The organism is Pontibacillus chungwhensis, assembly GCF_030166655.1.
Lineage (GTDB): Bacteria > Bacillota > Bacilli > Bacillales > BH030062 > Pontibacillus.
Window position 1 is genome coordinate 1172646 of sequence record NZ_CP126446.1, and the last position, 26420, is coordinate 1199065.

General features: G+C 41.5%; 26 protein-coding genes. 21 read left to right on the forward strand and 5 right to left on the reverse strand.

Features of this window, described 5'->3' with window-relative positions:
* Positions 1-126 precede the first annotated feature (126 nt).
* The 4 genes from QNI29_RS06100 to QNI29_RS06115 all read left to right on the forward strand — a co-directional run bounded on the left by QNI29_RS06100 (position 127) and on the right by QNI29_RS06115 (position 1627).
* The gene (locus QNI29_RS06100) at positions 127-399 is read left to right on the forward strand and encodes a hypothetical protein (RefSeq protein ID WP_231418154.1); all 273 of its coding nucleotides are present in this window, start codon (positions 127-129) and stop codon (positions 397-399) included.
* Positions 400-444: 45 nt separating this feature from the next.
* Complete coding sequence (locus QNI29_RS06105; RefSeq protein ID WP_231418153.1) at positions 445-612, forward strand: hypothetical protein; 168 nt, start codon at positions 445-447, stop codon at positions 610-612.
* Between the two features lie 80 nt (positions 613-692).
* A complete protein-coding gene (locus QNI29_RS06110) occupies positions 693-830 on the forward strand; it encodes a hypothetical protein (protein WP_231418152.1) in 138 nt (45 codons plus the stop codon).
* Positions 831-928: 98 nt separating this feature from the next.
* Positions 929-1627 carry a hypothetical protein gene (locus QNI29_RS06115; RefSeq protein WP_231418151.1) on the forward strand — a complete coding sequence of 233 codons (699 nt, stop codon included), beginning with the start codon at positions 929-931 and terminating at the stop codon, positions 1625-1627.
* 44 nt (positions 1628-1671) lie between these two features.
* Here QNI29_RS06115 and QNI29_RS06120 read toward each other — a convergent pair whose 3' ends face one another.
* Positions 1672-2583 carry a DMT family transporter gene (locus QNI29_RS06120; protein ID WP_231418150.1) on the reverse strand — a complete coding sequence of 304 codons (912 nt, stop codon included), beginning with the start codon at positions 2581-2583 and terminating at the stop codon, positions 1672-1674.
* A gap of 160 nt (positions 2584-2743) precedes the next feature.
* On the opposite strand from QNI29_RS06120, the gene QNI29_RS06125 reads away from it, so the two are divergent.
* Entirely contained in the window at positions 2744-2902 is a 159-nt protein-coding gene (locus QNI29_RS06125) for a hypothetical protein (RefSeq protein WP_231418149.1), read from the forward strand.
* Positions 2903-2940: 38 nt separating this feature from the next.
* On the opposite strand, the gene QNI29_RS06130 is transcribed toward QNI29_RS06125, so the two are convergent.
* On the reverse strand, positions 2941-3489 hold the full coding sequence (locus QNI29_RS06130) for a DUF5412 family protein (protein ID WP_231418148.1): 549 nt from the start codon (positions 3487-3489) through the stop codon (positions 2941-2943).
* A gap of 251 nt (positions 3490-3740) precedes the next feature.
* Here QNI29_RS06130 and QNI29_RS06135 point away from each other — a divergent pair, with 251 nt between their 5' ends.
* Positions 3741-4190: an OsmC family protein gene (locus QNI29_RS06135; RefSeq protein ID WP_231418147.1), complete on the forward strand. Its 450-nt coding sequence runs from the start codon at positions 3741-3743 to the stop codon at positions 4188-4190.
* Positions 4191-4249: 59 nt separating this feature from the next.
* Here QNI29_RS06135 and QNI29_RS06140 read toward each other — a convergent pair whose 3' ends face one another.
* Positions 4250-4534 carry a hypothetical protein gene (locus QNI29_RS06140; protein WP_231418146.1) on the reverse strand — a complete coding sequence of 95 codons (285 nt, stop codon included), beginning with the start codon at positions 4532-4534 and terminating at the stop codon, positions 4250-4252.
* Between the two features lie 179 nt (positions 4535-4713).
* Between QNI29_RS06140 and QNI29_RS06145 the strand changes: the two genes are divergently transcribed.
* From QNI29_RS06145 to QNI29_RS06170, 6 genes are all read left to right on the forward strand, one after another.
* The gene (locus QNI29_RS06145; protein WP_231418145.1) at positions 4714-4890 is read left to right on the forward strand and encodes a Fe3+ hydroxamate ABC transporter substrate-binding protein; all 177 of its coding nucleotides are present in this window, start codon (positions 4714-4716) and stop codon (positions 4888-4890) included.
* 76 nt (positions 4891-4966) lie between these two features.
* The gene (locus tag QNI29_RS06150; protein ID WP_231418144.1) at positions 4967-5182 is read left to right on the forward strand and encodes a hypothetical protein; all 216 of its coding nucleotides are present in this window, start codon (positions 4967-4969) and stop codon (positions 5180-5182) included.
* 84 nt (positions 5183-5266) lie between these two features.
* A complete protein-coding gene (locus QNI29_RS06155) occupies positions 5267-6139 on the forward strand; it encodes an SDR family oxidoreductase (protein WP_231418143.1) in 873 nt (290 codons plus the stop codon).
* A 98-nt stretch (positions 6140-6237) separates the two neighbouring features.
* A complete protein-coding gene (locus QNI29_RS06160) occupies positions 6238-7278 on the forward strand; it encodes an IS1595 family transposase (RefSeq protein ID WP_231418142.1) in 1041 nt (346 codons plus the stop codon).
* A 51-nt stretch (positions 7279-7329) separates the two neighbouring features.
* Positions 7330-7785, forward strand: a complete 456-nt coding sequence (locus QNI29_RS06165; protein ID WP_231418141.1) for a hypothetical protein — start codon at positions 7330-7332, stop codon at positions 7783-7785.
* 846 nt (positions 7786-8631) lie between these two features.
* Positions 8632-9474 (forward strand): helix-turn-helix domain-containing protein, encoded by an 843-nt coding sequence (locus QNI29_RS06170; RefSeq protein ID WP_231418140.1) that lies wholly within the window; start codon positions 8632-8634, stop codon positions 9472-9474.
* Positions 9475-9557: 83 nt separating this feature from the next.
* Here QNI29_RS06170 and QNI29_RS06175 read toward each other — a convergent pair whose 3' ends face one another.
* Positions 9558-10064 carry a YcxB family protein gene (locus QNI29_RS06175; protein WP_231418139.1) on the reverse strand — a complete coding sequence of 169 codons (507 nt, stop codon included), beginning with the start codon at positions 10062-10064 and terminating at the stop codon, positions 9558-9560.
* A 187-nt stretch (positions 10065-10251) separates the two neighbouring features.
* On the opposite strand from QNI29_RS06175, the gene QNI29_RS06180 reads away from it, so the two are divergent.
* On the forward strand, positions 10252-10845 hold the full coding sequence (locus tag QNI29_RS06180) for a DUF4352 domain-containing protein (protein WP_231418138.1): 594 nt from the start codon (positions 10252-10254) through the stop codon (positions 10843-10845).
* A gap of 60 nt (positions 10846-10905) precedes the next feature.
* On the opposite strand, the gene QNI29_RS06185 is transcribed toward QNI29_RS06180, so the two are convergent.
* The gene (locus QNI29_RS06185; RefSeq protein WP_231418137.1) at positions 10906-11193 is read right to left on the reverse strand and encodes a hypothetical protein; all 288 of its coding nucleotides are present in this window, start codon (positions 11191-11193) and stop codon (positions 10906-10908) included.
* Between the two features lie 277 nt (positions 11194-11470).
* On the opposite strand from QNI29_RS06185, the gene QNI29_RS06190 reads away from it, so the two are divergent.
* The 8 genes from QNI29_RS06190 (at position 11471) to QNI29_RS06225 (ending at position 26203) form a co-directional block, all read left to right on the forward strand.
* The gene (locus QNI29_RS06190) at positions 11471-12460 is read left to right on the forward strand and encodes a helix-turn-helix transcriptional regulator (RefSeq protein WP_231418136.1); all 990 of its coding nucleotides are present in this window, start codon (positions 11471-11473) and stop codon (positions 12458-12460) included.
* A 191-nt stretch (positions 12461-12651) separates the two neighbouring features.
* Positions 12652-16941, forward strand: a complete 4290-nt coding sequence (locus tag QNI29_RS06195) for a sigma factor-like helix-turn-helix DNA-binding protein (protein WP_231418135.1) — start codon at positions 12652-12654, stop codon at positions 16939-16941.
* The gene (locus QNI29_RS06200) at positions 16931-17116 is read left to right on the forward strand and encodes a hypothetical protein (protein WP_231418134.1); all 186 of its coding nucleotides are present in this window, start codon (positions 16931-16933) and stop codon (positions 17114-17116) included. The genes QNI29_RS06195 and QNI29_RS06200 overlap by 11 nt, the downstream gene beginning before the upstream one ends.
* A gap of 2 nt (positions 17117-17118) precedes the next feature.
* On the forward strand, positions 17119-19131 hold the full coding sequence (locus tag QNI29_RS06205; protein ID WP_231418133.1) for an AAA family ATPase: 2013 nt from the start codon (positions 17119-17121) through the stop codon (positions 19129-19131).
* Positions 19128-19574: a hypothetical protein gene (locus QNI29_RS06210; protein WP_231418132.1), complete on the forward strand. Its 447-nt coding sequence runs from the start codon at positions 19128-19130 to the stop codon at positions 19572-19574. Before QNI29_RS06205 ends, QNI29_RS06210 begins: the two co-directional genes overlap by 4 nt.
* Positions 19575-19897: 323 nt before the next feature.
* Positions 19898-21949 (forward strand): type I restriction-modification system subunit M, encoded by a 2052-nt coding sequence (locus QNI29_RS06215; protein WP_231418445.1) that lies wholly within the window; start codon positions 19898-19900, stop codon positions 21947-21949.
* A complete protein-coding gene (locus tag QNI29_RS06220) occupies positions 21927-23243 on the forward strand; it encodes a restriction endonuclease subunit S (protein ID WP_231418131.1) in 1317 nt (438 codons plus the stop codon). The genes QNI29_RS06215 and QNI29_RS06220 overlap by 23 nt, the downstream gene beginning before the upstream one ends.
* Entirely contained in the window at positions 23243-26203 is a 2961-nt protein-coding gene (locus QNI29_RS06225) for a type I restriction endonuclease subunit R (RefSeq protein ID WP_231418130.1), read from the forward strand. The genes QNI29_RS06220 and QNI29_RS06225 overlap by 1 nt, the downstream gene beginning before the upstream one ends.
* Positions 26204-26420 lie beyond the last annotated feature (217 nt).

The window sequence follows — 26420 nt, forward strand, 5'->3', positions numbered from 1 at the left end:
CGCCCTTCACACGCTTGAAGAGGGAGACTTCTTTCGAAAGTTAGTTAAAATTTCGTGTTAGGATTGAAACATCCCAAGCCGTTTTCTCGTAGTACTTGAAAAGACATGCTTTAGGGGGGAGTAAAAATGGAGGTTGAGGACCGTAAACGGCCGAAGAAAAGATGGTTTGTGATCCCTTTTATAGGGGGCGGAATCATGCTTCTCATTGCACTCATTGGGGTCATTCATAGGATAACGCCTCAGGTTGGAGTGTGGGCACCGCCAGACACAAGTGATTTAGTTGAGATCATCATCTACCCCCTTATCGTTGCTTCATTCTTTATCACAAGCGGAGTTCTAAAAATGATCCTTTACTTCAAGGAGATAAAACGAATGGAGAAGGATAAGGCTTGTACATAATTGACTCCCTTATGACATAGGTTTGATGTAAAGGGGAGGGGTCTCATGACATATGCGAAGATCTTTCTGACAAACGGGAAGGCTTATGTGATCGAATGCAGCGACAGGGATGAGTTTCTAGATCTATTGGAGGACAGCGGACTGGTTGAGATTGAAGAAGATATTATTATTAATCCATTACAAGTCTGTTCAGTGGAATTTGAAGAGAAATAAGATTAATTTTGTGAAATATTTGAAAATATAGAAAAATACGTTATAATGAAGCCTAACTCCGAATAGAAAGGTGATGGATAATGGACAAACTCAAAAAAGTAGGTCTAGCAGGAGCCTTAGCTTTTGGATTTATGGCAGGCGCATCAGTGATCGACGCGGATGAGGAGGAAGAAGCCTATCCGGCGTGTGAGTCCTGGTATTATGAATGGGATTGCTAATACTTAAGGGGCTGTAGGCTCCGTTAAGAGGAGGACGAAATCCATAGCGGATTCGTCCTCTTCTTTTGCTTTTGAAAAAAATGAAGAAGGTGTACATAATGATAAAAAGAATCGCAGGAGTGCTTCTGCTCCTTTTTATAGGAACAGGGTGCTCTGGCGGTGAAACAGAGGTCGTCAAAGGCATCGTCCATCAGATCAATGCCGATCATTCGTTTGTGCTTTATGTGGGTGATTCACTATCAGAGGGTGAACGAATTACCGGAAATTTTGATAGAGAAGAGGAGCTTATTGAAGCCTTTGTTGTGGAGGTGGATGAGGATACGGATCTACAAGGTGAGGTGACAGACTTCGATCACTTACAATTAAATCAAAAAGTTGAAGTGACGTTGTCTAAGAATTATAAGAGAGAGTACGTAACCGTCCATACGTTGTTTAAAGAGCATGGGAAGATGAATTCGTATACCCCTGAAGAGATTACGACGAAACGGTATACAGAAGACGACCTAGTTGAGGAGATGAAGGCTAGTAGCGGGAACTATGCTCTTTATATTTATGATACAACGTCAAAAGAACCTGGCGGAAGTATCGATGATTACCTCGGAGGACTGAATAGCAAAGAAACGTTTAGTCGAGTGAATGTTCGGTTCGACGTAAGTAAAGTTAAGAACGAAGAGGAACTCCTCGGGGTACATAAGAATGATGTAACGTATGTGGTCCTAAATCATGAAGAGGTGGTTTTACAAACAACAGAGCTCGAGGAGCTTCAATCGTTTGTAGAATCCGTTTCAGAATCATAGTTCGAAGAGAAGGCTTATCCTAATGAAGGATAAGCCTTTTTACATTACACGTTGAATCCCTCTGCAGGCTGAATGGCTTTTGTCTTCCTTGATTCTTGAACCATCAGTACGGAACCAATGACAAAAGCGATTCCGGCGTACTGCCAGATCGTTAGCGTTTCGTTAAAGAGGAGGAAGCCGGTGATAGACGCGACCACTGGTTCAATCGTGGCAATAATGGAAGCACGGCTTGATTCGACATATTCAAGTCCCTTCGTGTACAAGACAAAAGGAAGCATTGTAGAAACAAACCCAAGCCCCGCAATAAGTCCCCAAACTTCCCACTGTGAAAATATTGCTATCCTTTCACCTAATCCGCTAAACGGCAAGACGGCAACTGCTGCAAACAAAAAGGTATACACCGTAACCGTCAGTGAGTTGTGTTTACGGAGAGCGTATTTTCCAAAGATGCTGTAAAGGGCATAAAAGAATCCGGATCCAAGGCCGAGCAATAGGCCGTATAGGGAAATCGAGCCCTGCACATCTGGGAATAAGCCGATCACAAGCGTGCACCCGACTAGTGTCGTGAGTAAAGCGGTGATTTTGCGAAGCGTCAGGGCTTCTTTGAATAAGAAAAAGGACAAAATCGTCACAAAAGCGGGCGCTGTATATAATAGAACAAACGCGATCGATATGGACGTGACCTCCATCGCGCTGAACAAACACCAGTTGAAAAGAACGATGCTGATGATGCCTGTTCCGATAAAGTAGCGGCTATCGGACAGAGGGATGCGAAAGAGCCTATGATCTTTCTTTATCACGTAAGCACTCATAAAGATCGCAGCCATAGTGACTCGCAGGGTTACGACCTGAATAGGGGTAAACCCTTTTTCGTATAGAGATGATACAAATATGCCTATGATTCCCCAAAGGCATGCACCTAGTGCGATCGAAATCATAGCGCTTCGTTGTTTCATGTGCGCCCCTCCGTTCATGCTTTTGGTCTAAGGTACCATATTTTACATGAGGGGTGCATCCGTTAGCTTTGGATAGTGCTAAGGTGGATCGGGAAATCACTCCCTTTCCGCGGCGAGGCAAACCCTAATCAAGGAAGCGTTTATAGGAGGGGCCTTATCGTTGTCTTATACGCCAACACGATTTGATGCTATGTATGAAGAATTTGTTGCCGACCTTCATAAAATCTTTCTAACCTATCAACAGAATGTACGAGTTACGTTCCACGATCAAACAGAGGTTTGTGTAGGACAGTTCGCTTTACAAAAAACAGAAGCTTAGGCAAAAAGGGTAGAAGAAACGAAAGTAATCGCGTTCTTCTACCCTTCATAACACTCCTCGTACCGATCCTTCATCAGGAAACTCTGACAAGCAAATCCTCGGTCATGATAGATCTCTTTCCCGACTTCTAAATCGATGCTTTGATTCGACTCGGGGAATCTTGGTTCTTCATTTGTGATGGAAAGGGTCTGATCATCTTTCCACTCTAACGAAAAGTGACTCTTCGCATCGCTATAATAAATGACCTCTTTTTCGTTATCCTGCTCATGATTCGTAATCTCTACCCAAAGGTTCACCCCACCTGCGGCACCGCCGTAGGTCTCGTAATAGGCGTTAGCTGTGTAGGTACCCTGCGGGGATTCTGTCGTTTCTTCATAAGGCGTTCCTTCAAGGTCACCGAATGTGAAGAAATAAGTATGGTAGCCGATGAGCCCAAAGCCGAGCGCAATTCCTGTTACAGCTGTTAGCAGTAGCTTCTTTGGGAAAGATCTCTTTTTCAAGAAGTAGGGGACGAGCATAATGCCAAAGGCAAGTAGAACGAAGAAGGTTACTAGGAAAATGGCCAGAGTCCACCCGTCTATATACATCGCTTAGCCTCCTTATATAGAATAAACAAATCCAATTTTACCATAAAATGACTAATGTGAATGCCCAAAATGTTCTCAACTATGTGAGAAAAGGTCAGAAGCGTTGACAAGATTTTTAGAACACGTTATAGTGTTCTGTGTACCCAATGGGGTATATAAAAAATGAATTATACCGATGACGAATGACTGATAGAAGAGGTTTCCTCTTATTGAAATAAAACGGATCAATACTAGAATAGGGAGAGATTTAAATGACAAATAAAATGACAATGAACGTAACAGCACAAACAGAAGGGATTACAGTTAAAGCGAATGCAGGTAAACACGAATTTATGATTGATGAAGGAAAGCACATGGGGGGACAAGACTTAGGTCCAAACCCACTACAGAGTGTCCTTGGTTCACTTGCGGCTTGTGAGAATGTGACTTCGCGAATGGTGGCAAGAGAAATGGAATTCGATCTTCAGGACATTTCCTTCAACATCTCAGGTGAATTTGATCCGCGTGGATTTATGGGGAAAGCTGATGTGCAACCTTACTTTGACGTTGTAACGATTGAAGCGGAAGTTATCACAACAGAATCTGCTGAACGTTTGAAAGAACTACAAGAAAAAGTAGAAGCCCGTTGCCCGATTTATACCATGATGAAAGCAGCTGGCGTGAACATGGTTGATACATGGAAAGTGGCTCAACCAGCATAATAGATAGATAGGGAAAAGCCAGGATGTGCAATCCTGGCTTTTTTATGATGACGAGAACGCTACATAAAGATCGCTCCCCCAATAAAATCACCTAACCCAGAAGACCAGACGAACAGGAGAACAACGCTTAACACAAGACTTGAGATTCGCGCTCTTTTAGAATGCATGCTTATTTGAATTGTGTACAATATCGCCCAAATAAGGTAAGAAGCCGTGACCCCGAACCACACATCGGCCGTAACTCCCGTAGCACTCATCCCAAACCCAAATAGAACTAAAAGATTAAAGACTGTCAGTACGACCAAAAGAAATATATTGATTATATGGATTGTTTTTCGTCCCAAGTACCTTCCCCCCCTAAATTCATAGCGGAACTTATTTCCAATTACATTCTTTCAAACATATGGATATTTTACAATAATTTCACGCAGATTCATCCTAAAAAATGGGAGCATCCATTTCAACCGATCTAGATCTATGCTATTCTATCGTCAAAAGGTAAGAGGTAAGGGAGGGAAATCGAATGTTCGGAGACAAACCGACCTGCATGGTGTGTGGGAAAGAAATTCAGGGGGATGAGTTGGTGTATGTGAAGATGCGCTATCCAAAGCGTAAAGGAATGACAGAGATCAAGGCGTACCTCAATAACGAAGCGCGGTTTATTTGTGAAGAGTGCTTTGAAAATGGAAGCGCTCAGTGAGTCTGGAAAAGATTCCTCTGTCATGTGATATAATGAAGGAAATGGAAATCGTTTAGCTGGAAAGGGGGAGGGTGGAGTGAGAGACAAAGTGTTCTTTGGAATAGGGTTTATCCTTCTGTTACCCATTACCACCTCTATTTATAAGTGGATCTACTACCATTTTCCCTGGAATGGCAATGACGTTGTCGATATACTGACCGTGTTGCTTTATCTGGCAGGAATACTTCCGTTAACAGCTTATTTATCAAACGAAGTGGTGAAGTCTTACATAAATAATCGAAAGCGGGTTTAGATTCTCGTTCTGTAAACTTCCGATGACGGGAGTTTTATTTTTTTTCAATCAAGTAAACAATTTTCTGTGGGAGGGTGTGCCGTTATGAAGCGTGTATTAGTGGCCGGGGCTACCGGGTACCTGGGGCGATATGTGGTCAAAGCCTTTAAAGAAGCCGGGTATAGCGTGAAAGTGTTGGTCCGGTCGAAAGAAAAGATGAAGGAAGAGGGTCCATTCTCGTCTCCTGCTATTATGGAAGCAGTCGATGAGTTCGTCGTGGGGGATGTAGCTGAGCCCGCTTCTCTGAAAGGGATTTGTTCCGATGTGGATTACGTATTCTCTTCTGTTGGTCTTACAAGGCAGAAAGGAAAATTAACGTTCAAGGACGTCGATTACAAAGGGAACCTTAACTTGCTGAAAGAGGCAGAAGAAAGCAAGGTTGAGCGGTTCATGTATATAAATGTGCACGGTGCTGAAGACTGCCCATCTGCTCTTATTCAGGCGAAGAAAAAGTTTGTCCAAGAATTAGAAAAAAGCGATCTAGATTCGACTATCGTGAACCCGACCGGTTACTTCTCTGACATGACCGAGTTTGCCTCGATGGCGAAGAAGGGGCGGGTGCTCTTATTTGGAAAGGGAGACAACAAAATGAACCCGATCCACGGGCAGGATCTGGCATACTACTGCGTGCGCTCCATTTCTGAGAAGCACTCGCCCTTGAACGTCGGTGGTCCTGATGTGTATACCTACCGGGAAATGGCAGAGCTCGCTAGTCAGACTGTGAACCCAGAAGCCAAAATCACCTCCATACCGGTTTGGACGGTGAAGGCCATGCTTCCGTTCCTGAGGATCACGAACAAAAAGCAGTACGACTTATTTCAATTTTTCTTCTATGTGATGACCCATGACGTGGTGGCCGAGCCTTACGGGAAAATCGATTTGAAGACGTATTTTGAAGAGGGAGAAGCGTCTCGTTAACCCTCTCAGGCGAAGGTAAGAACTTCTTTTATAAATGGCAAAACGAACTTTTGTTCTAAAATAGACATATAAATAAGGACAAAAGTGAGTGGTTTCAAATGACATTAACAGACATTATTAAGGAGATTCAAAAACTCAATACCTCAGACCAACTACGTTTGAAAGAGTTTTTCACCAAATCTCTTGCGTCATTTTCTGCAAGTGAACCCATTTTTAAGGAGGTAGCTAAGCAGAAACATAAAGATGGCTACACTTGCACTCACTGTCATTCAAATAATGTTGTCCGATTCGGGAAGTATTCCGTTAAAGTAGGAATGAAAACAATGGAACGTCAGCGTTATCGCTGCAAAGATTGCAGGAAAACTTTTACCGATTTCACGAACACTCCTTTACGTGGGTCTCACCTTCCTCATAAATGGCTGGATTTCATTCAGTGTATGATTGAAGGGTACTCTTTACGCAAGGCATCTGAGATTATTGAAGTCCACTACGTCACCCTTTTCTATTGGAGGCATAAGATTTTATCCGCTTTGAAACAAATGGATTTCGACCAATTTTCTGGTATCGTCGAAATGGACGAGACCTATTTCTTGTACTCTGAAAAAGGGAAACGAAATTTAAAAGGACGTAAAGCTCGCAAGCGTGGCGGTGCTTCTCAGTTCCGTGGCATCAGCAGAGAACAGGTTTGTGTGTTGATTGCCAGAGACCGTAAAAAATTGACTTATTCCAAAGTGATTGGGCAAGGACGTATTGTAAAATCCCGCTTAGAGAAGGCAATTGGCTCCAAGCTATCCAAATCGAATACCTTATGTACTGACGCGTGGCGAGCTTTCAAAACCTATGCAAAAGATAAAGGATTAGAGCATTATCCCTTCAAATCAGACGGGAAGGAACGAGTCAAAGGGCTTTACCATATCCAAAATGTCAATAACTATCATAGCCGCTTGAAAGGCTGGATGGACCGCTTCAATGGTGTGGCGACAAAATACCTCGACCACTATTTGAGTTGGTTTCAATTCCTGGACGTAATCAGATTCCGTAATGATTCCGCAACCGTAAGTAAAATGGTTATTGATAGTTGCTTATTATCGACCAATGCTACTTACGATAGATTAAGATTATCTTCATTTAAGGCATAGTATTATTTTTTCAGTATGGCAAACAAATGCGACTCGTAGGGAGGGGTTTGTATGAAACAAACAAGGATAGGCTCTTGGACTATCGAGGTAGATGTTAATAAAACCAAAGAATTTTATGATAATTATCATTTAATCACCGAAGATTGTGATTGTGATTATTGTGCTAATTATGTTTTAGTTTGTGAAAAGTTACCGCCAGAGATTAAAGACCTTTTTAATTTACTTGGTATTGACCCTCTTAAGGAGGGAGAGGTTTCTGAATATATGGAGAATAAAAATGGCACACATTTATACGGTGCATTTTATCATATTGTCGGCAGAATAATTGAAGGACCCAAACTTTGGGTTCCTACTAAGGAAGGTAGCGAAGTTTCATCACCTGATTTTGTTAAATATAATGGTGTTGAAATAGACTTCAGTGATGATTTAGCGTTAGTTCCAGAAGGATTTCCAATGCCAACAATTCAGTTCGAGATTCAATTGAATATTCCGTGGTTATTAAACTAACGATTTATTTCTTCAATTATAACTAAAATCAAGGACCTATTTGAGGTCCTTGATTTATATTTAATTATCAACAATATTATTTAACAGAGCCTTATAAATAGAAGTTCTTTTTTTATGGAGACACTGTTAAAGTGGAATGTTGATTTTTTATACTTTACATAGAAGTTCCTAATAAGGAGCACCTGAAAATGAGAATGTTTCCGTTAGCGTTAGTCTGTGCGTAAGGTGGTTCGGGAAATCACTCGCTTTCAGCGGCGAGCTGGGAAGCCTCCTCGTTCGCTTGCGCTCTCTGTGGGGTCTCCCCTAGATAGAAATGTGCAAGCGTGGTGCCTAGGACCATACGGACAAGGCAGCTTTTTGGAAAAGGCGATAAGCCTTTGGAAAAAAGATGACTTGTCTCGCTAGGTCCTCCACGCTGGAACTAGACTGGCTCCTACTGCCGCAGGAGTCTCGCAATTTCCCGAACCACCTTTGCCATATTGGGAAGAACGGAAACATGCCATATTAGGGAATAGAGTTGAATCTATTCTACGATCTAACTGGAGGGCCGTCCCATCAAATTTAGATAAGGGGGGTCTGGGGAACTGGGAGACTCCTGCGGGATAAAGAGGTCGACGAGACCCCGCAGGGCACGAATTTTGCCCGAGGAGGCAGAGGAAGTTGTCACGTCCTGTGCCAACGTCGAACGACCCCATCTACACTTAAGTGTCTCAGCTTCGGGTATTGAACAAGCTTATAAAATAACTAAACTATAATATAGTCTTTGTGGAAAAAATAAGAAAATAGAGGCACCTCCTGGACACCTGGAAGCGATTATAAGGTAAAAGACTAAAGTAGGTGATTCTGATGCACATCAAGCATCTGAAAGCATATCAATCGTTTCCGTCCGTCGCGAGATTAGATGAACAGGTAAGAGGGTTCCTTCGTCAGTATAAATGGGAGCTGTCTGAAGGGAATCTTGAGATCTTAACGTATATCTGGCGACATTCTGTGAAATATCCTGGTGTGTCGTTTGCCAAAGTGAGCACCATTGTCGCAAGCACCGGGCGTAGTCGCAGCACAGTCATCCGCACGATTAATCGGTTTGAGAAGATGAATCTATTAAAACGGATCGAAACGACACGTCCAAATGGCAAGCGCGGTGTGAATCTCTTAATCTTTCAAAATGGAACAGATTTCTCTACGCACCGGGATGACACCCTACCTGACACCTTAGGTGACACGGTAGGCGAAGAGCCTGGACCGAATGCTCCCAACGGATCTGAGCCAAATTTACGCGAGGAAACAGAGAAGAAGCAGGGAGAGAAACCCTTTTTAAAGAGTGAGAAGATCGAAGGAAAAGCGGGCGGAGAATTCCGGATGGATTATTCCTTTTTGCCTTCTTACATTCCAGAGACCTTTATTCAAGCAGCCAAACCATTCTACTCCCCTGTTGAAGTGGATGGGGTATGGGTGTGCATACATCGAGCGTATAAAAAAGCAGGGATGCATCAGACAATCGAAGCCTACATCGAACAGATCACACGCACATTCAAGCAGGCGGTCTTTGCTTACAAACAAGGCAAGGTCAAGAGTACGTTCCGCGGCTATTTGTACACGTGTGTACTTGAAGCATGTAGACAAGAGAAGCGGAAGGAAACGATTCGGGGCGGGGATTCGGTGTATTATGATTGGTTGGAGGAAGCTTGATTTATGAAGTGTACAAGAGAGGGGAAATGAGTTTATGAAGGGCAGACAGAAGCGGCATGGGTCTGTTGCCCGTGCCGCTTGATTTATCTTTTCATATGCTTTTGAACAATTTTTTTAAACTGCTCCAGCTCTTCCCAGTCTTTAAAGTATCGCTTCGGCAACAAAATCGCCTTACGCTTCGATACATACATGAGGAACAGCTCGGGGTACTCTCTGAATGAGGAGAAGTCTCTCCATTCAAAGTACGTATCCGACCGCCTCACTTTCTGATGGACGCCTTCCTCGCTAAATGTGTAGGTAATCTCATTCTGCGCGAGGTGATCACTTGAGAATTCTCGCCTCGCCCGAACCCGGTTAAACATCTTCACGAAAAGAAGAAAAAGACCAGAGGGGATAAGGGCGAATAAGGCAGCAAACCAGATGCTCACAAACCAAATCGCATCAATAACGGTCACGAACATCAGGGTAAAGAGCACCAATAGTCCGAAGAAAAAGGTCAGGTTGACTCTCCGTAAATGGTAGGCCTGGTACTTCTTGAATTCATCTAATGTAATGGTTCCGCTGACGGTAACGGATTCTTGATTCTCCAAACGATCACTCCTTTAGCTAGTATTCCATACCCGAACTCTGACTTGATTATACACGCTTATAGGTCGTTGGTCTCGGATAGAGAAGGGTCTTTATGAACTTGAAAAAGAGAACACGTGTTGGGTGAACATTTTTTTGCTCACCCTTTTTTATATGATGAGGGTACCAAAGAAACAGGAGGAATGAATCATGAAGAAATTATTCTCAGGATGTTTAACCATTATTGGAGCCATTGTGGTGATTGGCATTATTATTGCCGTAGCCACAGGAGGGGACGACTCGGCGGAAACGTCTTCAGGAAATGAAAGCAGCGGTCAAGAATCAAGCAAAGCAAAAGAAGAAACGAAAGAAGAACAAACGGAAACGATCGGAATCGGTGAGACAGCAACGATCGACGACATTGGGTTTACGGTCAATAACGCAGAAAGCAAAACAACGATCGAGCCAGACAACGAGTACGCAGAACCAGTAACGACAAACAACCAGTTCATCGTATTAGATGTAACGATTAACAACGGCAAGAGCGAAGCGATCACAACGGACTCAAACTTCTTCACCCTTGTCAGTGAAGACGGCACAGAATACAGCCCGAAAAATGATGGGGACCTGATCACGGTCATCCCGAACGACAAAATGCTGTTCCTAGAAGAGATCAACCCAGGTCTTAAGAAAAACGGAATCATCGTCTTTGAAGTCGGCTCAGATGTAGACATGAGTGGCCTGACGTTAAAAGCCAATGCTGGATTCTGGGGCACGAAGAGCGTAAACATTAACTTGAAATAAGCACAAAATGAAAAAGCCCGTTCCCAAATTATACGGGAGCGGGCTTCCTTTATGTATGACTCATGATGCTTTCTTTAGCCGGAATGAGTATAACCAGAACACATACACCACCACACCCATTAAAGATCCACCAACAGCGAGAACGCCGCCCCAGTGAACGGGAGATCCGGTCAGTCGCCAGAAGCTGTAGGGAACCAAGTATAGAAACACGAAAACGAGCAGCCCTAAACAAAGGATCATCGCATTCTTGACTGGACTTTGCTTCACCTCTGTCTGAACCATGACCATCCCATTCAGGACGATCGAAAGCCCAACAAGAGACAAGATCAGCATCCATCCGCTTGCCATTGTTTATACCCCCTGGAAAACCATTGTCGTCATGGCTAAAATGAATAGCCTTTATAGAAAAAAAGCGATTCAAGGTTTTTATAAATGAAAGTGGAATATACATATTACACCAAATGGCGGTCATGGTAGTTATATATTTCTACCCTATCTAGAAGGATCTAAACGGAAAATTCTGTATGGAACTTGACCAAATAGTGGAATGTCTTCTAAATGGTAGTCTTGTAGGGACTCCGGGGATTACAATAGAATTTGGAAATGAAAAGAGGAGGTCTCAAAATTGGAAGTAAACAACAACACTAGATTATTACAGCTACAGGAGATCTTGTCCAAAGAAACAGATGAATTACACGAATTAAGTATGAAAGAAATTATGGAGAAACTGAAATTCGTCTTCGGTCCTGAGGCGAACTTCGATAAACGAACGCTTAAGCGGGACATGGAAGTTCTAGAAGAAGCGGGATTCGAAGTGATCCAGAACAAAGGCGACTTCGGAAAAACGCTCTACAGCTATCAGGACCGCGTGTTTGAAACGTATCAGCTCCGCCTGTTAAACGACGCTGTCCTATCAGCGAAGTTCATTACAGAGAAGGAGAAGAAGGATCTGATCCAGCGCATTAAGAACCTGACGAGTAAACATATCGCAAAGACATTACCGGATCCCTTGCTGTTCAATCAATCCGCAAACGATGGCTACCAGCTTGTGAAACTGAACATCGATCACGTACATACGGCCATCGCTGAACAGAAGGTCCTTTTATACCAATACGGCAAATACAATATGAAGAAAGAGTTCGAATACAACCGCGACGGAAGCACCTACGAGGTCGAGCCCTACGCCCTGATCTGGCAAAACGATTTCTACTATTTAATCGGCCGATTCCGAGGCACTGGAGAAATGCGCCACTACCGCCTCGACCGCATGCGGAACATCCGTTTGTCAGAAGAACGATTCCGCAAAGAAGAGATCAACATCCAAGACTACGTGGACCAAAGCTTCCACATGTTCGCAGGAGAGAACACCTGGATCAAAGTCCAGTTCCACGCCTCTCTCCTAAACGTCGTCCTCGACCGGTTCGGCCTCGACGCCTCGATTCAGCAAGTGGATGAGGAGCATTTCTTGCTGTCAACGAAGGCCAAGATGAGTACAGGGCTAGTCGCCTGGATTATGCAGTGGGGGCGGAAGGCTAAGGTCGTTTCGCCTGAAGCGTTGAAGGAAGAGGTTCGGGAGGAAGTCCGGGCTATGTTTGAGGGGTATGGATTGGAGTAGGGAACCTTTGTTGGGTGCGCAAATTATTGAGCACCCTTTATAATATAATTATGCTAGAATCATTGAATAAAAGTTGGTTTTATAGGATCATATTACCAATAAATATCTAAGGCTCTCTTCTCTTAAAGATGGTATCTTATGATAAAATTTACTGGTAATCTACTTACAATTATTTAAAAGGAGTACATGTAATGACAACGGAATCTTTATTCTCATTCATGAAAGAAGTCGCTCCTGATTTTGTTACGTTAGGAGAAAAGATTGAGGCTTCTTTGTTTGAACAGCCAAATAGTACTTTGGTTCAGGCTCGTTTGTTTGGTGAACATTTAGGAAAACTAGTGGCCAAACACGAAGGCACTGAAGAAGTCTTTTCAGTAAAGCATGTGGAACGTTTAGAGAAACTATTGCGCAGAGAAGCGATAGAAGAAGATATATTTAATAAATTTAATTGGCTACGAAAGATGGGGAATAAAGCAGCTCATGAGCCTAACTTTGGAGAAGTAGAAGTGGCAATCAGAGCGCATCGTATCATTTATGACCTTTCTTGTTGGTATGTTCAATTATACATAAGTTTTGACTTTGCCGTACCAGAATACAGCCTTCCCAAGCCCAGAGCCAATCAAGGGGTTGATAAGGAAGAGTTAGCTAACATGTTACAACCCTTATTAAACGACTCTCTCCAATCGGTTGTAGGCCAGCAGTGGGCAGAAATGAAAAAAGAAATAGAAGAATTGAAGAAATTGAAGGAAGAGCCACCGAAAACTGATAATGAGAACGATGGTGAAAAAGTCCCTCAACCTAAAGTAAAAGAAGAAACTAAGAGTGAGGTTAAAGAGAAATCTTTTGCTTTATTCTCATACCTTAAAGAGCATGGTTTAGAAGTGCTTGATAAGCGAGCGAATAAAGGAGCTATTTGGGTAGTTGGGAATTGGTCTTTGAAAGAGATTCTATTCCCTTTAAAGAAATACAACATTTATTTCCGGTTCGCGAAGAAAGGCTCTAAGTCTACTAAACGTCGCCCGGCCTGGTTTATGCTAAGTAAATGGCGCGAGACAGAAGAGGAAGAGAAGGCTCGCTTATTTAAAAGTGAAGAAAAAGTTGAAGAAAGTAAGGTAGATGAGATATCTAGTAATAGCAGTAAAGAGGATGAGACCAAGGAATCTTATCAGCTGCCTGAAACAGAGGAAACCTATTCAGAGCAAGCTGAGTATGTAGTTAAAGAGGATCAAACATTTATTGTGCAATTAGCACCTGTAAACAAAGTAGACTACACCCAAAAAGAACAATTGTTTGTTCCAAATCATCTTTTGAACACTCCAATTGAAAGCTATGCTGAAACAGCTCTATCTTTGCTTAAAGATAAAGGAATTCAATTTGTAGCAGATGTAGATGAGGATATTCTGAGGGATTTATACCGCACTGATCGGGAGTTCTTTTATCAAGTGGTTCAACATTTGTTTGTTCTTGGTGTAGATTTCACAGAGAAGTTATCACAATTTAAGCCTGTAGTTCATTTTGAAGGTGAAGACAAAGTCATCGTTGTTCGTAGTCAGGAACATTCAGCAATATCCTCTTGGTTACCTAAACTTTACACGCAACGATTTGCAGAAGTAGGAATTCGAAATACGAATCAACTCAACGGATTATTTCTATCCTCTTTAAAGTGGTTATTTAAGGAATTATATGGTGAAGTGTTGACTTTTCTTTCTCAACATGAAGAAACATGGGTAGAAGAAGGGGAAGAACCCTTTGAAACGCATGTTCCAGCAGAAAACGCAGGAAGCATTTCCTTAGACAATGAATGGATATCAATAGATGCTAACCTAAGAGAAGTTGCACTAAACACCACAAACTTTCAAGGAGTGCGTGCTTTAGTTCGTCAATTACAAGAAAAAGGCTTCTTTACATTGAATGATTTACCAGAAAATCTGGACGACCTTCACCTTCAATTCAAAGGAGTAGGCCCTGGTGCCGTGCAAAAATTATGGAATCAAATTGCCCTTATGTCGAAGAGTATAAACACTAAAGGTGAGAATGGTAGTCAATTTGAGCAGGGTACTATGGTAGTATTTGAAGATTATGAAATTGAAATCCCTGAGATCATAAGAACCGTAGACATTGAAACAGATCGATTCTTAGGGGTAAAGTCGATATTGGAACAGTTCGGTGAGAGAGGCATAAGGGTTTATGGTGACCTGCCGGTAGATTTAGAGTCTATTACTTCTTGGCCCAAAATAGGGAAAACGAGAGTGAAACAGTTCTTTGAACAGCTTGTAGACATCATGGAGACGGTTAAGAACGAGTTGATGTATTCACAGAAGTTGAATCAAATGACAGCTGAAGAACGTTTTCATTATTACTTTACTAAACATGAAGAGCTAGTAAGTAAACTTCCTGATTCAGTTGAGTTGCAAAAGAAGCATAAGATCACCCCACGCCAATTAAAGCTAATGGAAATGAAATATAAAGCTTTTAAAAGAGGGGATCACCTTACTCTAGAAGAGATGGGTGAAGCATTAGGTGTAACGAGGGAAAGGGTTCGTCAGGTTATTGCTAAGTTCAATGAACGTTTATTCCTCCAGGGAGAAAAATGGGTCAACGAAGTTCAGCAGATGTTGAAACATTCTCAAGTAATAGCGAATAAATGGCTCGATCGCAAAACATTTACCCATTATATGATGGGAGAATGTTTAAACATGCTTAATATAAACTTTAGACTAGAAGACTTGTATCTAACTTCATACAACAGTGAAGAGTATGAGAATGTTAAGAAATCTATATATGAGAATGTAAAAGATTTCTTCCACCAAAAGGTGTTTACAAGATTAGAGCTTGAAGATTGGGCAGAAGCTTTATCCCACAAATTAAACATTCCTAGCGCTTTTATTAAAGATGTAAGCTCTCCTTATATGAATTGGTTTCAGAATGGGGAAGGTGTCTTAACTACCCTAAATAAGGCCGACGTAGTAGAGATGGTTATGGCGGAGTATCCACAGGGTGTAGAAATCTTTCGAAAAGAAGATGAACTGATAGAGAAGGCTAATCAAATTATGCCAGGTCAGTTTGGCGGTGAACGTTCTTTCACAAGTATCGTCAGTAATAGGGAAGACGCTGCTCACAAGTTCCTAATGTGGGGAAGAGGGACGTATATTTATCATCAGTTTGTGCACCCGGATATCGACTGGTTAGCTCAAGTACAATATCAGGCTCTTGATTTCTTATCAAAAGTGTCAACGGTCAATATTCATAAGTTATTCAGAGTTGTAAAAGAAGAGGCCATCGAGAGAGGAATCCCAAACGAGTATGCGCTTTATACTTTATTAAGGCAGCATCCCATTGAAGAAGTAGATTATTTGAAATTTCCGAAGATTTCATTAGCTGGAGTAGAACTAAGGAAGAACGTAGAATGGATACGTGAATTTATCCATGAATATGGTGAGCCAGTGCCTTATGATGTACTAAGAAATGAGTTTGTTCATGAAAGAGGATGGAAGGAGTTCACTTTACAACACAATCTATGGAATGATGATTCTATCATCCAGTACAAACATGCCCATTATACGTTAATGTCGTATTTTGAACATATTCCATATGATTTCTTCCGTCCTATTATTCAACGACTAGAAGAGCTGCTGGAAGACCAAACGATTATTCAAATTGGTCGAGTGTTCGAAGAGAAGAAAACGTATTTAGCTAGTGAGGGCATAGTGAGTTCTTATCTCCTTTATCAAACCTTAGAACGATTATATGAGGGACCGTTGGATTTTGCCAGGTATCCATATCTGACTAATGGCGACATCAATAAAGATGACCTTTCTATAACGTCTCTTGTAGAAGACTATTTGATAGAAGCTGGTGGAGAAGTACCAAGAGAAGAAGTGTATCAGTGGATTACAGAAGAACTCGGAGGTCACGAGAAAATATTAGATAACGTACTACAGAAATCAAACGATATCTTCTACTACACTAGAGGACAATATGGGGAGTATGTTCATCGAGACGTGATTGATTGGAACGAAGAGAAACAAGAACAGTTGCATCAGTACTGCCTGGCTCGTTTGAATGAATTACTGGGAGTCAGAGACCTTCCTATAATAACGATCGGAGATTTATTTAATCCTAATGATCTCCCTCCATTAGACAATTATGTCCCATGGACAGAGGATTTGCTAACGGATTGCTTAAAGAATGACCATCGATGGGAGCTTATTGGCTCTTACAACTGGATTGTAGCAGCATTTGAGACAGTGATGCCTTATAGTAGTAATCCTGAATTTATAACATATATCTTAACGTCTCAATTTAACTCCAGTGCGAAAGTCCACGACTTTTATCGTTACTTAAGGCAAGTTAAATATTCACAGGATGGAGCACTATTGAGCGAAGCGGAAGACCTCTTGGAAGAGGATGAAGCACCTTTTACAATCGAAGGTGATGAAATCGTAATGAAATTGTTAAAGGAGACTACTCATGAATCATGAACATGATTTAATACAGAAGATGAAAGAACTTGTCGACGAGGAAGATCCCCTCGTCAGACAAGTGGTATCCCTCACATTGGATGAAGTAAACAATCGGTCATTATCGGTCGAAGCAACAGCCAAAAGAATGGAACGTAAAATCGATGGAATGTTGCAACAGGACGGGAGGGGCTAACTATGATTATTTCTAAATTAACGATGAATCATTTTCGCCAATTCTATGGAGACCAAACCATTGACTTTGCTGTTGATGAGCACCAAATGGTTACCGTTATCCTTGGGGAAAATGGCCGGGGAAAAACGGGAATTTATAGAGCCCTGTTATTTGCCTTATTTGGGGATCGTTTCTTAGAACAGGATGCAAAAGGTGATGGGCTGCTCTTAGCCAATAGCAAAGCTCTAAAAGAAGACCAGGAGAGAGAGAATAAAGGGATTGAAACATGTGTAGAAATTCACTTTTCTCACCAGGGAAACTCTTACATTTTACATAGAAGTCAAATTGCTCGCATCGAAACAAATGGGAAGGTAAAAGAAGAAGATCACGATCTATGGTTAAAAAATGTAGAAGACAATGAAACCCTTACGAGAAAAGCAGACATAAACGAACTTGTCTACTCCATTCTAGATGACAGAGTGAAACATTACTTCTTCTTTGATGGAGAACGTATTGAAAGGTTAACCAGAACAAATCAGGATCAAAAAAATGAGATCTCTATGGGAATTAGGAACTTATTAAAGATTGATCAAGCTGTTAAATCGAAACAAGTTCTCCAGCACCTTTTAAAGAAAACAAATAAGGAATTGCAAAATCATTCCACAGGGGAATATCGTCAAGCTCTTCAAAAAAGAGAAGATCTACAGAAACAAAGGGAAGAGTACAAAGCAGAGAAAGAAAACATAGAAAATACCCTTTCAAATGACGCTCATCGATATCAAGAAATTGAAGATGAGCTAGAACGATTTGAGAAAGAGAAAGAACTCATACAACAGAGGAGACAACTTGAATCAGACCTTGATTATGCTAAGGAACAGGTAGGACATTCTCAGCACGCACTGACTTCTTTCAGTGATACGCTGTCTCTTCTTATGTCTAGAGATATTCTATTTGATGTGAAGAAACAATTAGACCTCTATCTTGGTGAGAAACGTCAAGAAGACGTGATGAGTTCAAAAGGAATACAGGAATTACTGGAGGACTTGACTTGCATATGTGGTCGTGATTTTGTTGAAGAATCTACTGAATATCAGCAACTCCAGTCTCTTTATCATGCTGTTCAGAACCAGGAAGCTAACAAGGATTACCATCAATTAAAAGCGAAGGTTATGCAATTAATTGGTTTTTTAGATGGTAAAGAAGAAGATTTAAAGAATCAGGTAGAAACCATAAAAAATGCTGAACAAAGTGTGGACGACCTTTCTTATCAGGTAGAAAAACTTAATCAACAATTAAGTGGTACGGGTGAAGAACAACTTCAATCTCTCAATGAAGAGAGAGAAGATCTCCTTAGAAAACAGACTCACCAAAGACATGAGATGGACCAGGTCAAAGAAAAACTAGACGGGATCGAAAGTGAAATCCAGAAAGTTAACCTCCAAATTAAAGACTTAAAAGTGAAAAGCGGAGCTCACCAGCAGCTAGTGAAGAAAGAAGAAACTCTATCAGCCTCTCTTGAAGCTATGAAGAGAATCATTAGTAAGTTCGAGAAGGATGTTATGGAGGATTTAGAAATTGCTGCTACTCAAAATTTAAGCTATTTATTGGATGAAAGTGGACAAGAAAACTTAAAAGAAGTGAAAGTTCGTTCCGATTATTCACTTGATGTGCTAAATGCCTTCAATCAGCCGTTCCTTGCGAACATTTCACAAGGACAACGACAAGTTCTTTCATTAAGCTTTATTACAGCATTAGCTCAAGTAGCGGGTGGATCGAACACTTTAGAAATGCCTTTATTTATGGATACACCATTTGGTCGCCTGTCATCTACCCACCAGGAGAACCTAATGAGCTTCATTCCACAGATCACGTCACAGTGGGTCTTACTCGTGACAGATCGCGAATACGATCAGAATGCTCAGAACAAATTTGAACAAATGGGGGTAGTTGGGAAGTACTACATTCTAGAGAGTACTGAGCCAGGCGTCACACAAGTTAAAGAGCAGCTTTACACGCAAGGAGGGTACTCATCATGATAGGAGAAATTGGTTCACTAAGAGTACGCGTACGTCCAGAGTACTTGCCGTTATATAAACAACTTCTAAGAAACAGTTTAATTAAACAACATAGTGAGTTCTTCACACTTTGCTGCTTTATGACTAATTCAAAAGGTCAACTAGATGAACAAGTTAACCTCACAGAACTGTGCCAGGCGAATTCGTTTACAGAGTATCAACTTACTTCTCTATCTGCACTAGCTTATAAACATAACCAGGAGTTACTATTTTATAAAGAACTCTTTCAACAAATGGAGCAAGAAGCGGATAAAGGGTTCACTTATCTTATAGAAAACGTCTGGAGTAACCTTGTTTCTTATAGTGAAGGTGGAGAGGTAACCATTATCCCAGGGAGGGAATTTGAGGCTCAGTATTTGTTGGCAGCTCATGTTAGTCGTGAGATGGAGGAAGTGCCGTTTTAAGTGGTTTATAAGGTTCCCATTAAATAAGCTCCTTGCTCCATACTACGCTGCCGGCATATCCTAGCTGCTGATGAGGGATAGGTAATGAACCCGATCATCAACAGGTCTTTATTAAGTTTTAGAAACTCCCCCCTCAAGTTCTCAGTTTGTTGACGATAGCCGCAAGGGTCCCTAAAATTATATATTATGCAGCAGGTGGTATGAGAGATTAAGAGTAAAAACAATATCGGTTTAAATGCAGGAGATTTGTTTCGATTTAAATAGATGTTTGATTATAAATTAACAACAAAGAATGTCCATGGGAGGGCAAAAATAGAATGGAAATGACAAATAACAATGAATATGTTCAGTTTATATGGAAAAATGCCGAGATCCTAAGAGGGCCTTATCAAAAGGAAGAATACCGTGATGTGATTTTGCCATTGGTAGTGTTACGTCGTTTTGACTCATTATTAGAACCAACTAAGGATCAGGTTCTGGAAAAAGCTAAAACCGTCAGACACGACGCAATTTTGAATCGGTTGGCAGGATATGACTTTAATAATACAAGTCCATTTACATTCAAAACACTTCTACGGGATCCGGATAACATCGCCGCGAATTTACGCAACTATATACAAGGATTCTCTCAAAATGTGCGCGAAATCTTTGAGCATTTTGATTTTGAAGATGAAATTGAAAAGATGGATCAGTACAACCTACTTTATAATGTCTTAAAGTTGTTCGCGAGCATGGACTTTAGTGTAGAGAAAGTATCCAATATGCAAATGGGATACATTTTTGAAGAACTTATCCGTCGTTTTTCTGAAAACGCAGAAGCAGGGGACCACTATACCCCACGTGAAGTCATACAGCTTATGACTAATCTCGTATTAAACGAAGACCAGTCAGAATTGATGGAAGACGGAAAGATTGTACAGATTGGGGACTTTGCTTGTGGTACAGGAGGTATGCTTTCAGAGGCTTCAGAATACATTAAAGCTTTAAATCCTAGTACACAGGTTGAAGTGTTTGGTCAAGAGTTCAATCCGAAATCGTACGCGATTGCCTGTGCCGACTTATTGATTAAAGGACAAAATGCAGGTCATATTGCTTTCGGTAACTCTCTTACAGATCAGGATGGTCACCAAGGTCGTGAAGTCCGTTACGCGCTTATGAACCCGCCATTTGGCGTGGACTGGAAGCATTACAAAGCCCCAATTGAAGAAGAGCACGAGGAAAAAGGATTCGGGGGTCGTTACGGAGCAGGACTACCGCGTACATCTGATGGGTCTCTTTTATTTATGCAGCATATGGTGTCTAAAATGAAACAAGACGAAAAGGGAAGTCGTATGGCAATCATCCAGAGTGGTTCTCCCTTGTTTACAGGGGATGCAGGAAGTGGAGAGAGTGAAGTGCGTCGCTGGTTGTTAGAGAATGACCTTGTTGAGGGGATCATTGCCTTGCCAGACCAGTTGTTTTACAACACAGGTATAAACACGTATGTCTGGATTCTGTCGAACCGAAAAAACGATGATCTTCAAAAAGGCGCTGTTCGAACGGGTAAGGTTCAGCTCATCGATGCACGGGAATATTACACGACAATGAAGAAAAGCCTGGGGCAAAAACGTCATGAACTCACAGGTAAGCACATTCAAGAACTCACACGTCTGTACGGTGAGTTTAAAGAGGGTGAAAACAGCAAAATCTTTGATAACGAAGACTTTGGTTACCACAAAATCACCGTGGAACAGCCCTTGCAATTGAACTTCCAAATTTCTAATGAGCGAATCGAGGGTTTGTACGGAGAAGCAGCGTTCTCGAGATTATATGATGAGGAGAAATATCAGGAGTTGTTAGGTAAAGAAAAGAAGACAGCTGCAGACGAGAAAAAAATCACAAAGTATGAAGAGGGCCAGAAACTTCAAGAGGTGATTGTGAACATCCTGAAAGCGAATCGCTCCGATACTGTTTACAAAAATCGCGAAACGTTCTTAGGTGTCTTAGAACCCCTATTCAAAGATCATCCAGACGTGAAAGCTGGTTTGTTTAAATCTATTCTAATGGGGTTAGCTGAACGGGACAAAACGGCTGATGTCTGTAAGGACAAAAAAGGGAACAAGGAACCTGATCCTACGCTTCGGGATACAGAAAACGTACCGATAACAGAAAATATAGAAGACTACTTTAAACGTGAAGTCTTGCCGCACGTTCCCGATGCTTGGATTGATGATAAGAAAACGAAAATAGGGTATGATATCCCGCTCACTCGCCACTTCTATAACTATGAGTCGCTTCGTCCGGCAGTGGACATCCAGCACGACATTCAGAGAGAAGAAGAGGAACTACTAGGTTTAATGGAGGGATTATTCGATGAAGCGATACAGCGCGTATAAAGACAGCGGGATCGAATGGATTGGCGAAATTCCAGAAGACTGGAGTGTGACAGCCTTAAATAAGGTGGCTCAAGTAATAGACCCGGAACCAAGTCATAGAGCTCCTTCTATGGTGAGTGATGGGGGGATGCCATATGTAGGGATAAGAGACCTAAATAAGGATGGAAGTATTAATGTTGATACTTGTAGAATGATTAGTGAAAGTTCTATAAAGGCACAAGAAATGAGGTTTACTAAAGAAAAAGGTGATATTGTTTTTTGTAGAGTAGCTACATTAGGCAACCCTGTCATGCTAAATAAATATAGAATGAGGTTCTCGTTATCGGCTACTCTATGTCTAATAAAAACTGATAGTTCACAAGTAGTTTCTAGGTATATCTATTATTACCTTGACAGCCTTCCGATTAAGTTACAATCTGATCTATTTTCAACAGGTTCTACAAGAAAGTCTTTAGGTATGGAAACAATACGTAAGTTCAAAGTTCATATGCCTAGTCTAAATGAACAATTGACGATAGCCACTTATCTCGACCAACAAACGGCGAAAATCGATGCGGCGATCGAGAAGAAAGAGCGGATCATCGAACAACTGAAAGAATACCGACAATCGCTGATAACAGAAACGGTCACCCGCGGGCTAGACCCAGAGACGTCGATGAAAGATAGTGGTATTGAATGGATTGGGGAGATTCCTAAGGGTTGGGAAGTCAAAAAGTTAAAGCACTTAGTTAAAAGAAGGGCGAAAAATGCGAGTAAAAAGGACGCTGATTTACCTTACATTGGATTAGAGCATATAAAGGGGGGGACCGGCGAATTAGTTCGTAATAAAGAGGAGTCCACAGACGAATCAGGTGAAACTTCTATTCTGTTTAAAGAAGGTGACGTATTATTTGGGAAGTTAAGACCATATTTAGCGAAAGTTTACAACCCAAAATTATCGGGAAAATGTTCATCAGAATTTTTGGTGCTAGACTCTCATTCCTTATCGAGCACATATCTTCAAAATGTGTTATTAAGTAACGATTTTATTCAATTAGTTAATTCTTCCACTTTTGGCGCTAAGATGCCCAGAACAAATTGGGGATTTATAGGTAATGTAAGATTTATGGTCCCTTCTTTAGATGAGCAAAAAGCCATCACAGACTTCCTTGACCAAAAAACGTCCCAAATCGATGCCGTAGTCCAAAAAAACGAAGGGATCATCAAAAAGTTAAGAGAATACCGCCAATCACTCATTTCAGAAGTCGTAACAGGTAAAATGGATGTGCGCGAAGCTGTGGAGGTGGACGTATAATGAATACCCCTGACATGCTGAAAGAAAAAGAATTTCAGGCGTTGGTTAAGAATCATCTCATCGGCGAGCATAGCTATTTCGAGGGGACGAATGCGGATTACGATAACCATTACGCTATCGATACGACGCAATTGTTCGCCTTTTTAGAGGATACACAACCGAAAGCGATGCGAAAATTAACGGAGATTTATAAAGGACAAACCCGCAAAAAAATCCTCTTCCGATTGGACCAGGAGCTGAAGCGTCGCGGTATGATCGATGTCCTCCGAAAAGGGATCAAGGATTATGGAGTCCAGTTGCAGCTCGCTTATTTCCAGCCCCCAACAACCCTTAACAAAGAGTTGCTGGAGCTTTATAAGAAAAACCGGTTATCAGTCACTGAAGAACTGGTTCATAAAAAAGGAGAGCGTATCGATCTTGTGGTCTTCTTAAACGGACTTCCCGTTTTAGCGTTTGAACTGAAAAATGAGTTTACAGGTCAGGACGCTGCCTATGCGAAGGAACAATGGAAACAAGATCGAAGCGGACAACATCAGTTGTTCCGTTTCAAAGAGCGAACGATTGCCGTATTTGCAATGGATACAAGTGAAGCATTTATGGCTACAAAATTAGACGGGGAGAATACGTATTTCCTTCCGTTCAACAAAGGACAGAATGGCGGAAAAGGCAATCCAATTGTTGAAGGGAAGCACAGCACTCATTACATCTGGGAGGACCTCCTCGCTCCCGACCAGCTTCTTGAGGTGCTCGATAAATTTGTGTTCCTCTCTGTTGAAGAAGAGGAAGGGGACGATGGGAAAATCCGACGAAAAGAAAAAGTCATCTTCCCTCGCTATCATCAGCGGGATGCGGTGAAAAGTGTGGTGATGGATGCTAAGGCTAATGGGCCCGGCGCATCCTATCTCATCCAGCACAGTGCCGGAAGCGGGAAAACCAATTCGATTTCCTGGTTATCGCACCGATTAGCGACGCTTCACAATAATGAAAATGAAGCTGTTTTTGATGGTACGATTGTTGTTACAGACCGTAAAGTCTTGGACAAACAATTGCAAAAAGCCGTCTACCAACTAGAGCATAAAGCAGGTATGGTCGCTAAAATCGAGGAAGACTCCTCCCAGCTAGCAGACGCGTTAAATAACGAGACGAAAATTATCATTACGACGATTCAAAAGTTCCCGTATATCTTAGATAAACTTGGGACGCTTAAAGATAAGAACTACGCAATCATCATTGATGAAGCGCACTCCTCAACAAGCGGGAAGAACATGGCTGCGCTCACAACGGGACTGACGCTTGAAGAAGCGGCGGAACTTGATCAGAACGAGGAAAAAAACACACGAGATACTGAAGATCAGATCGTAGAAGATATCCGGCGCATCGGAAAACAAGAGAATATCAGCTTCTTCGCATTTACAGCTACCCCTAAAGGATCGACTTTACGCATGTTTGGAACCGAAGGGGAAGACGGGAAGCCACGGCCGTTTCACCTGTACAGCATGAAGCAAGCGATCGAAGAAGGCTTCATTATGGATGTATTACAAAACTATATGACGTACAACATGTATTATCGTGTTGCCAAACAAATTCAGGATGACCCTGAGTTTGAAGCTGCCAAAGCGACGAAAGCTATCTCGCGTTTTGTAAGTCTTCATCCACACAACATTGATCAGAAAACGGAAGTTATCGTAGAGCATTTTCGAAAAGTTTCTAGTACGAAAATCGGCGGTCAGGCCAAAGCCATGGTGGTTACTTCATCTCGTCTCCATGCGGTCCGCTATAAGCTTGCCTTTGAAAAGTACATCAAGAAGAAGGGGTATAAAGATTTAAACACCCTTGTCGCTTTTTCAGGTACCGTAAAAGATGGTGGGGAAGAATATACTGAGCCTGGCATGAACGGGTTCGCTGAAAAGCAACTACCACAAAAGTTTGATACAGATGACTATCAAATCCTTCTATTGGCGGAGAAGTATCAAACAGGCTTTGACCAACCGAAATTGCACACTATGTATGTGGATAAGAAACTCTCTGGGGTTAAGGCCGTTCAAACACTCTCTCGCTTGAATCGAACTTACCCAGGTAAAGAAAATACGTTTGTTCTTGACTTTGTAAACGATCCTGAAGGCATAAGGGAAGCGTTTGAACCCTACTATGAAGACACCGTATTAGAAGGGGACCTGGATCCTAATGAACTATATAGCATTCAACAGGAACTTGAAGCATATATGGTTTTAAAAGAAGAAGAGATTAATGGATTTGTAGACATTCTTTATAAGGATAGCCACACGAAACGAGATCAAGAGCTATCCAATAATTACATTGATCAGGCGAAGCGACGATATGAGGGGCTTACTGATGAAGAGAAAAGAGATTTTGTCAGCAAAGCTAAAAAGTTAAACAGTATCTATATGTTAGTATTGCAAGTCACGCCGTTTGAGGATCCTGATTTGCATAAACTTTGGGTTTACCTCCGTTACCTCTTAAAAAAGATTTCTCTAAAAAAGGGGGATAAGGTAGAACTCCAGGATAAAGTTGTTCTGGAATACTATTCTCTAAAGAAAAATGAAGAAGCTAATATCTCCTTAGGGGAAGATAATGAAGCTTACACCGTAAACCTTGACGTGAGTGGCGGGGGTAAACAAGATGAACCTCCAAAGGATCCACTCACAGCCATATTAGAACGGTTAAATACTAGAAACGGTACGGAGTTTGGAGAACACGAAAAGTTGAACATTCAGCAGATCGTGGATATTGCAACCGAAGATAAAACGCTCCAAACGCAAGCTCAAAATAACACATTTCAAGATTTTGAACTCGGATTCAAAAAACGTTTTATGGATTATGTCGTAGAAGGATACGATAAAAATCAGGGATTCTTCGATAAGATTTTGAGTGATGACTTCTTCCAGGAGCAAATACAGGAATATATCGGAGAGTACGTTTATGAAAAGTTGACAAAGTAAAAGGTCGTCCTGACGTTTAAGCACAAAACGTAAACAAAATGAAAATGTTTTATTTAGAGGTGGCATCGAAACACTAGGAAAAGCCTAAAGGTGATCTCTAGAATATATAGAGGTCACCTCTTTCAATTATACACGAAGAGGCTTTCATCATCGTGTGTAATTGTATAGAAAATTAAAGTCTAGTAGCAATATTATCTATAAAAGTATTTTGGATACT

Bases quoted from the DNA above. Each gene is read 5' to 3' on its own strand.
- QNI29_RS06100 (WP_231418154.1), top strand. From the start codon at position 127: ATGGAGGTTGAGGACCGTAAACGGCCGAAGAAAAGATGGTTTGTGATC.
- QNI29_RS06105 (WP_231418153.1), top strand. From the start codon at position 445: ATGACATATGCGAAGATCTTTCTGACAAACGGGAAGGCTTATGTGATC.
- QNI29_RS06110 (WP_231418152.1), top strand. From the start codon at position 693: ATGGACAAACTCAAAAAAGTAGGTCTAGCAGGAGCCTTAGCTTTTGGA.
- QNI29_RS06115 (WP_231418151.1), top strand. From the start codon at position 929: ATGATAAAAAGAATCGCAGGAGTGCTTCTGCTCCTTTTTATAGGAACA.
- QNI29_RS06120 (WP_231418150.1), bottom strand. From the start codon at position 2,583: ATGAAACAACGAAGCGCTATGATTTCGATCGCACTAGGTGCATGCCTT.
- QNI29_RS06130 (WP_231418148.1), bottom strand. From the start codon at position 3,489: ATGTATATAGACGGGTGGACTCTGGCCATTTTCCTAGTAACCTTCTTC.
- QNI29_RS06135 (WP_231418147.1), top strand. From the start codon at position 3,741: ATGACAAATAAAATGACAATGAACGTAACAGCACAAACAGAAGGGATT.
- QNI29_RS06145 (WP_231418145.1), top strand. From the start codon at position 4,714: ATGTTCGGAGACAAACCGACCTGCATGGTGTGTGGGAAAGAAATTCAG.
- QNI29_RS06155 (WP_231418143.1), top strand. From the start codon at position 5,267: ATGAAGCGTGTATTAGTGGCCGGGGCTACCGGGTACCTGGGGCGATAT.
- QNI29_RS06160 (WP_231418142.1), top strand. From the start codon at position 6,238: ATGACATTAACAGACATTATTAAGGAGATTCAAAAACTCAATACCTCA.
- QNI29_RS06165 (WP_231418141.1), top strand. From the start codon at position 7,330: ATGAAACAAACAAGGATAGGCTCTTGGACTATCGAGGTAGATGTTAAT.
- QNI29_RS06170 (WP_231418140.1), top strand. From the start codon at position 8,632: ATGCACATCAAGCATCTGAAAGCATATCAATCGTTTCCGTCCGTCGCG.
- QNI29_RS06180 (WP_231418138.1), top strand. From the start codon at position 10,252: ATGAAGAAATTATTCTCAGGATGTTTAACCATTATTGGAGCCATTGTG.
- QNI29_RS06185 (WP_231418137.1), bottom strand. From the start codon at position 11,193: ATGGCAAGCGGATGGATGCTGATCTTGTCTCTTGTTGGGCTTTCGATC.
- QNI29_RS06195 (WP_231418135.1), top strand. From the start codon at position 12,652: ATGACAACGGAATCTTTATTCTCATTCATGAAAGAAGTCGCTCCTGAT.
- QNI29_RS06200 (WP_231418134.1), top strand. From the start codon at position 16,931: ATGAATCATGAACATGATTTAATACAGAAGATGAAAGAACTTGTCGAC.
- QNI29_RS06205 (WP_231418133.1), top strand. From the start codon at position 17,119: ATGATTATTTCTAAATTAACGATGAATCATTTTCGCCAATTCTATGGA.
- QNI29_RS06210 (WP_231418132.1), top strand. From the start codon at position 19,128: ATGATAGGAGAAATTGGTTCACTAAGAGTACGCGTACGTCCAGAGTAC.
- QNI29_RS06215 (WP_231418445.1), top strand. From the start codon at position 19,898: ATGACAAATAACAATGAATATGTTCAGTTTATATGGAAAAATGCCGAG.
- QNI29_RS06220 (WP_231418131.1), top strand. From the start codon at position 21,927: ATGAAGCGATACAGCGCGTATAAAGACAGCGGGATCGAATGGATTGGC.
- QNI29_RS06225 (WP_231418130.1), top strand. From the start codon at position 23,243: ATGAATACCCCTGACATGCTGAAAGAAAAAGAATTTCAGGCGTTGGTT.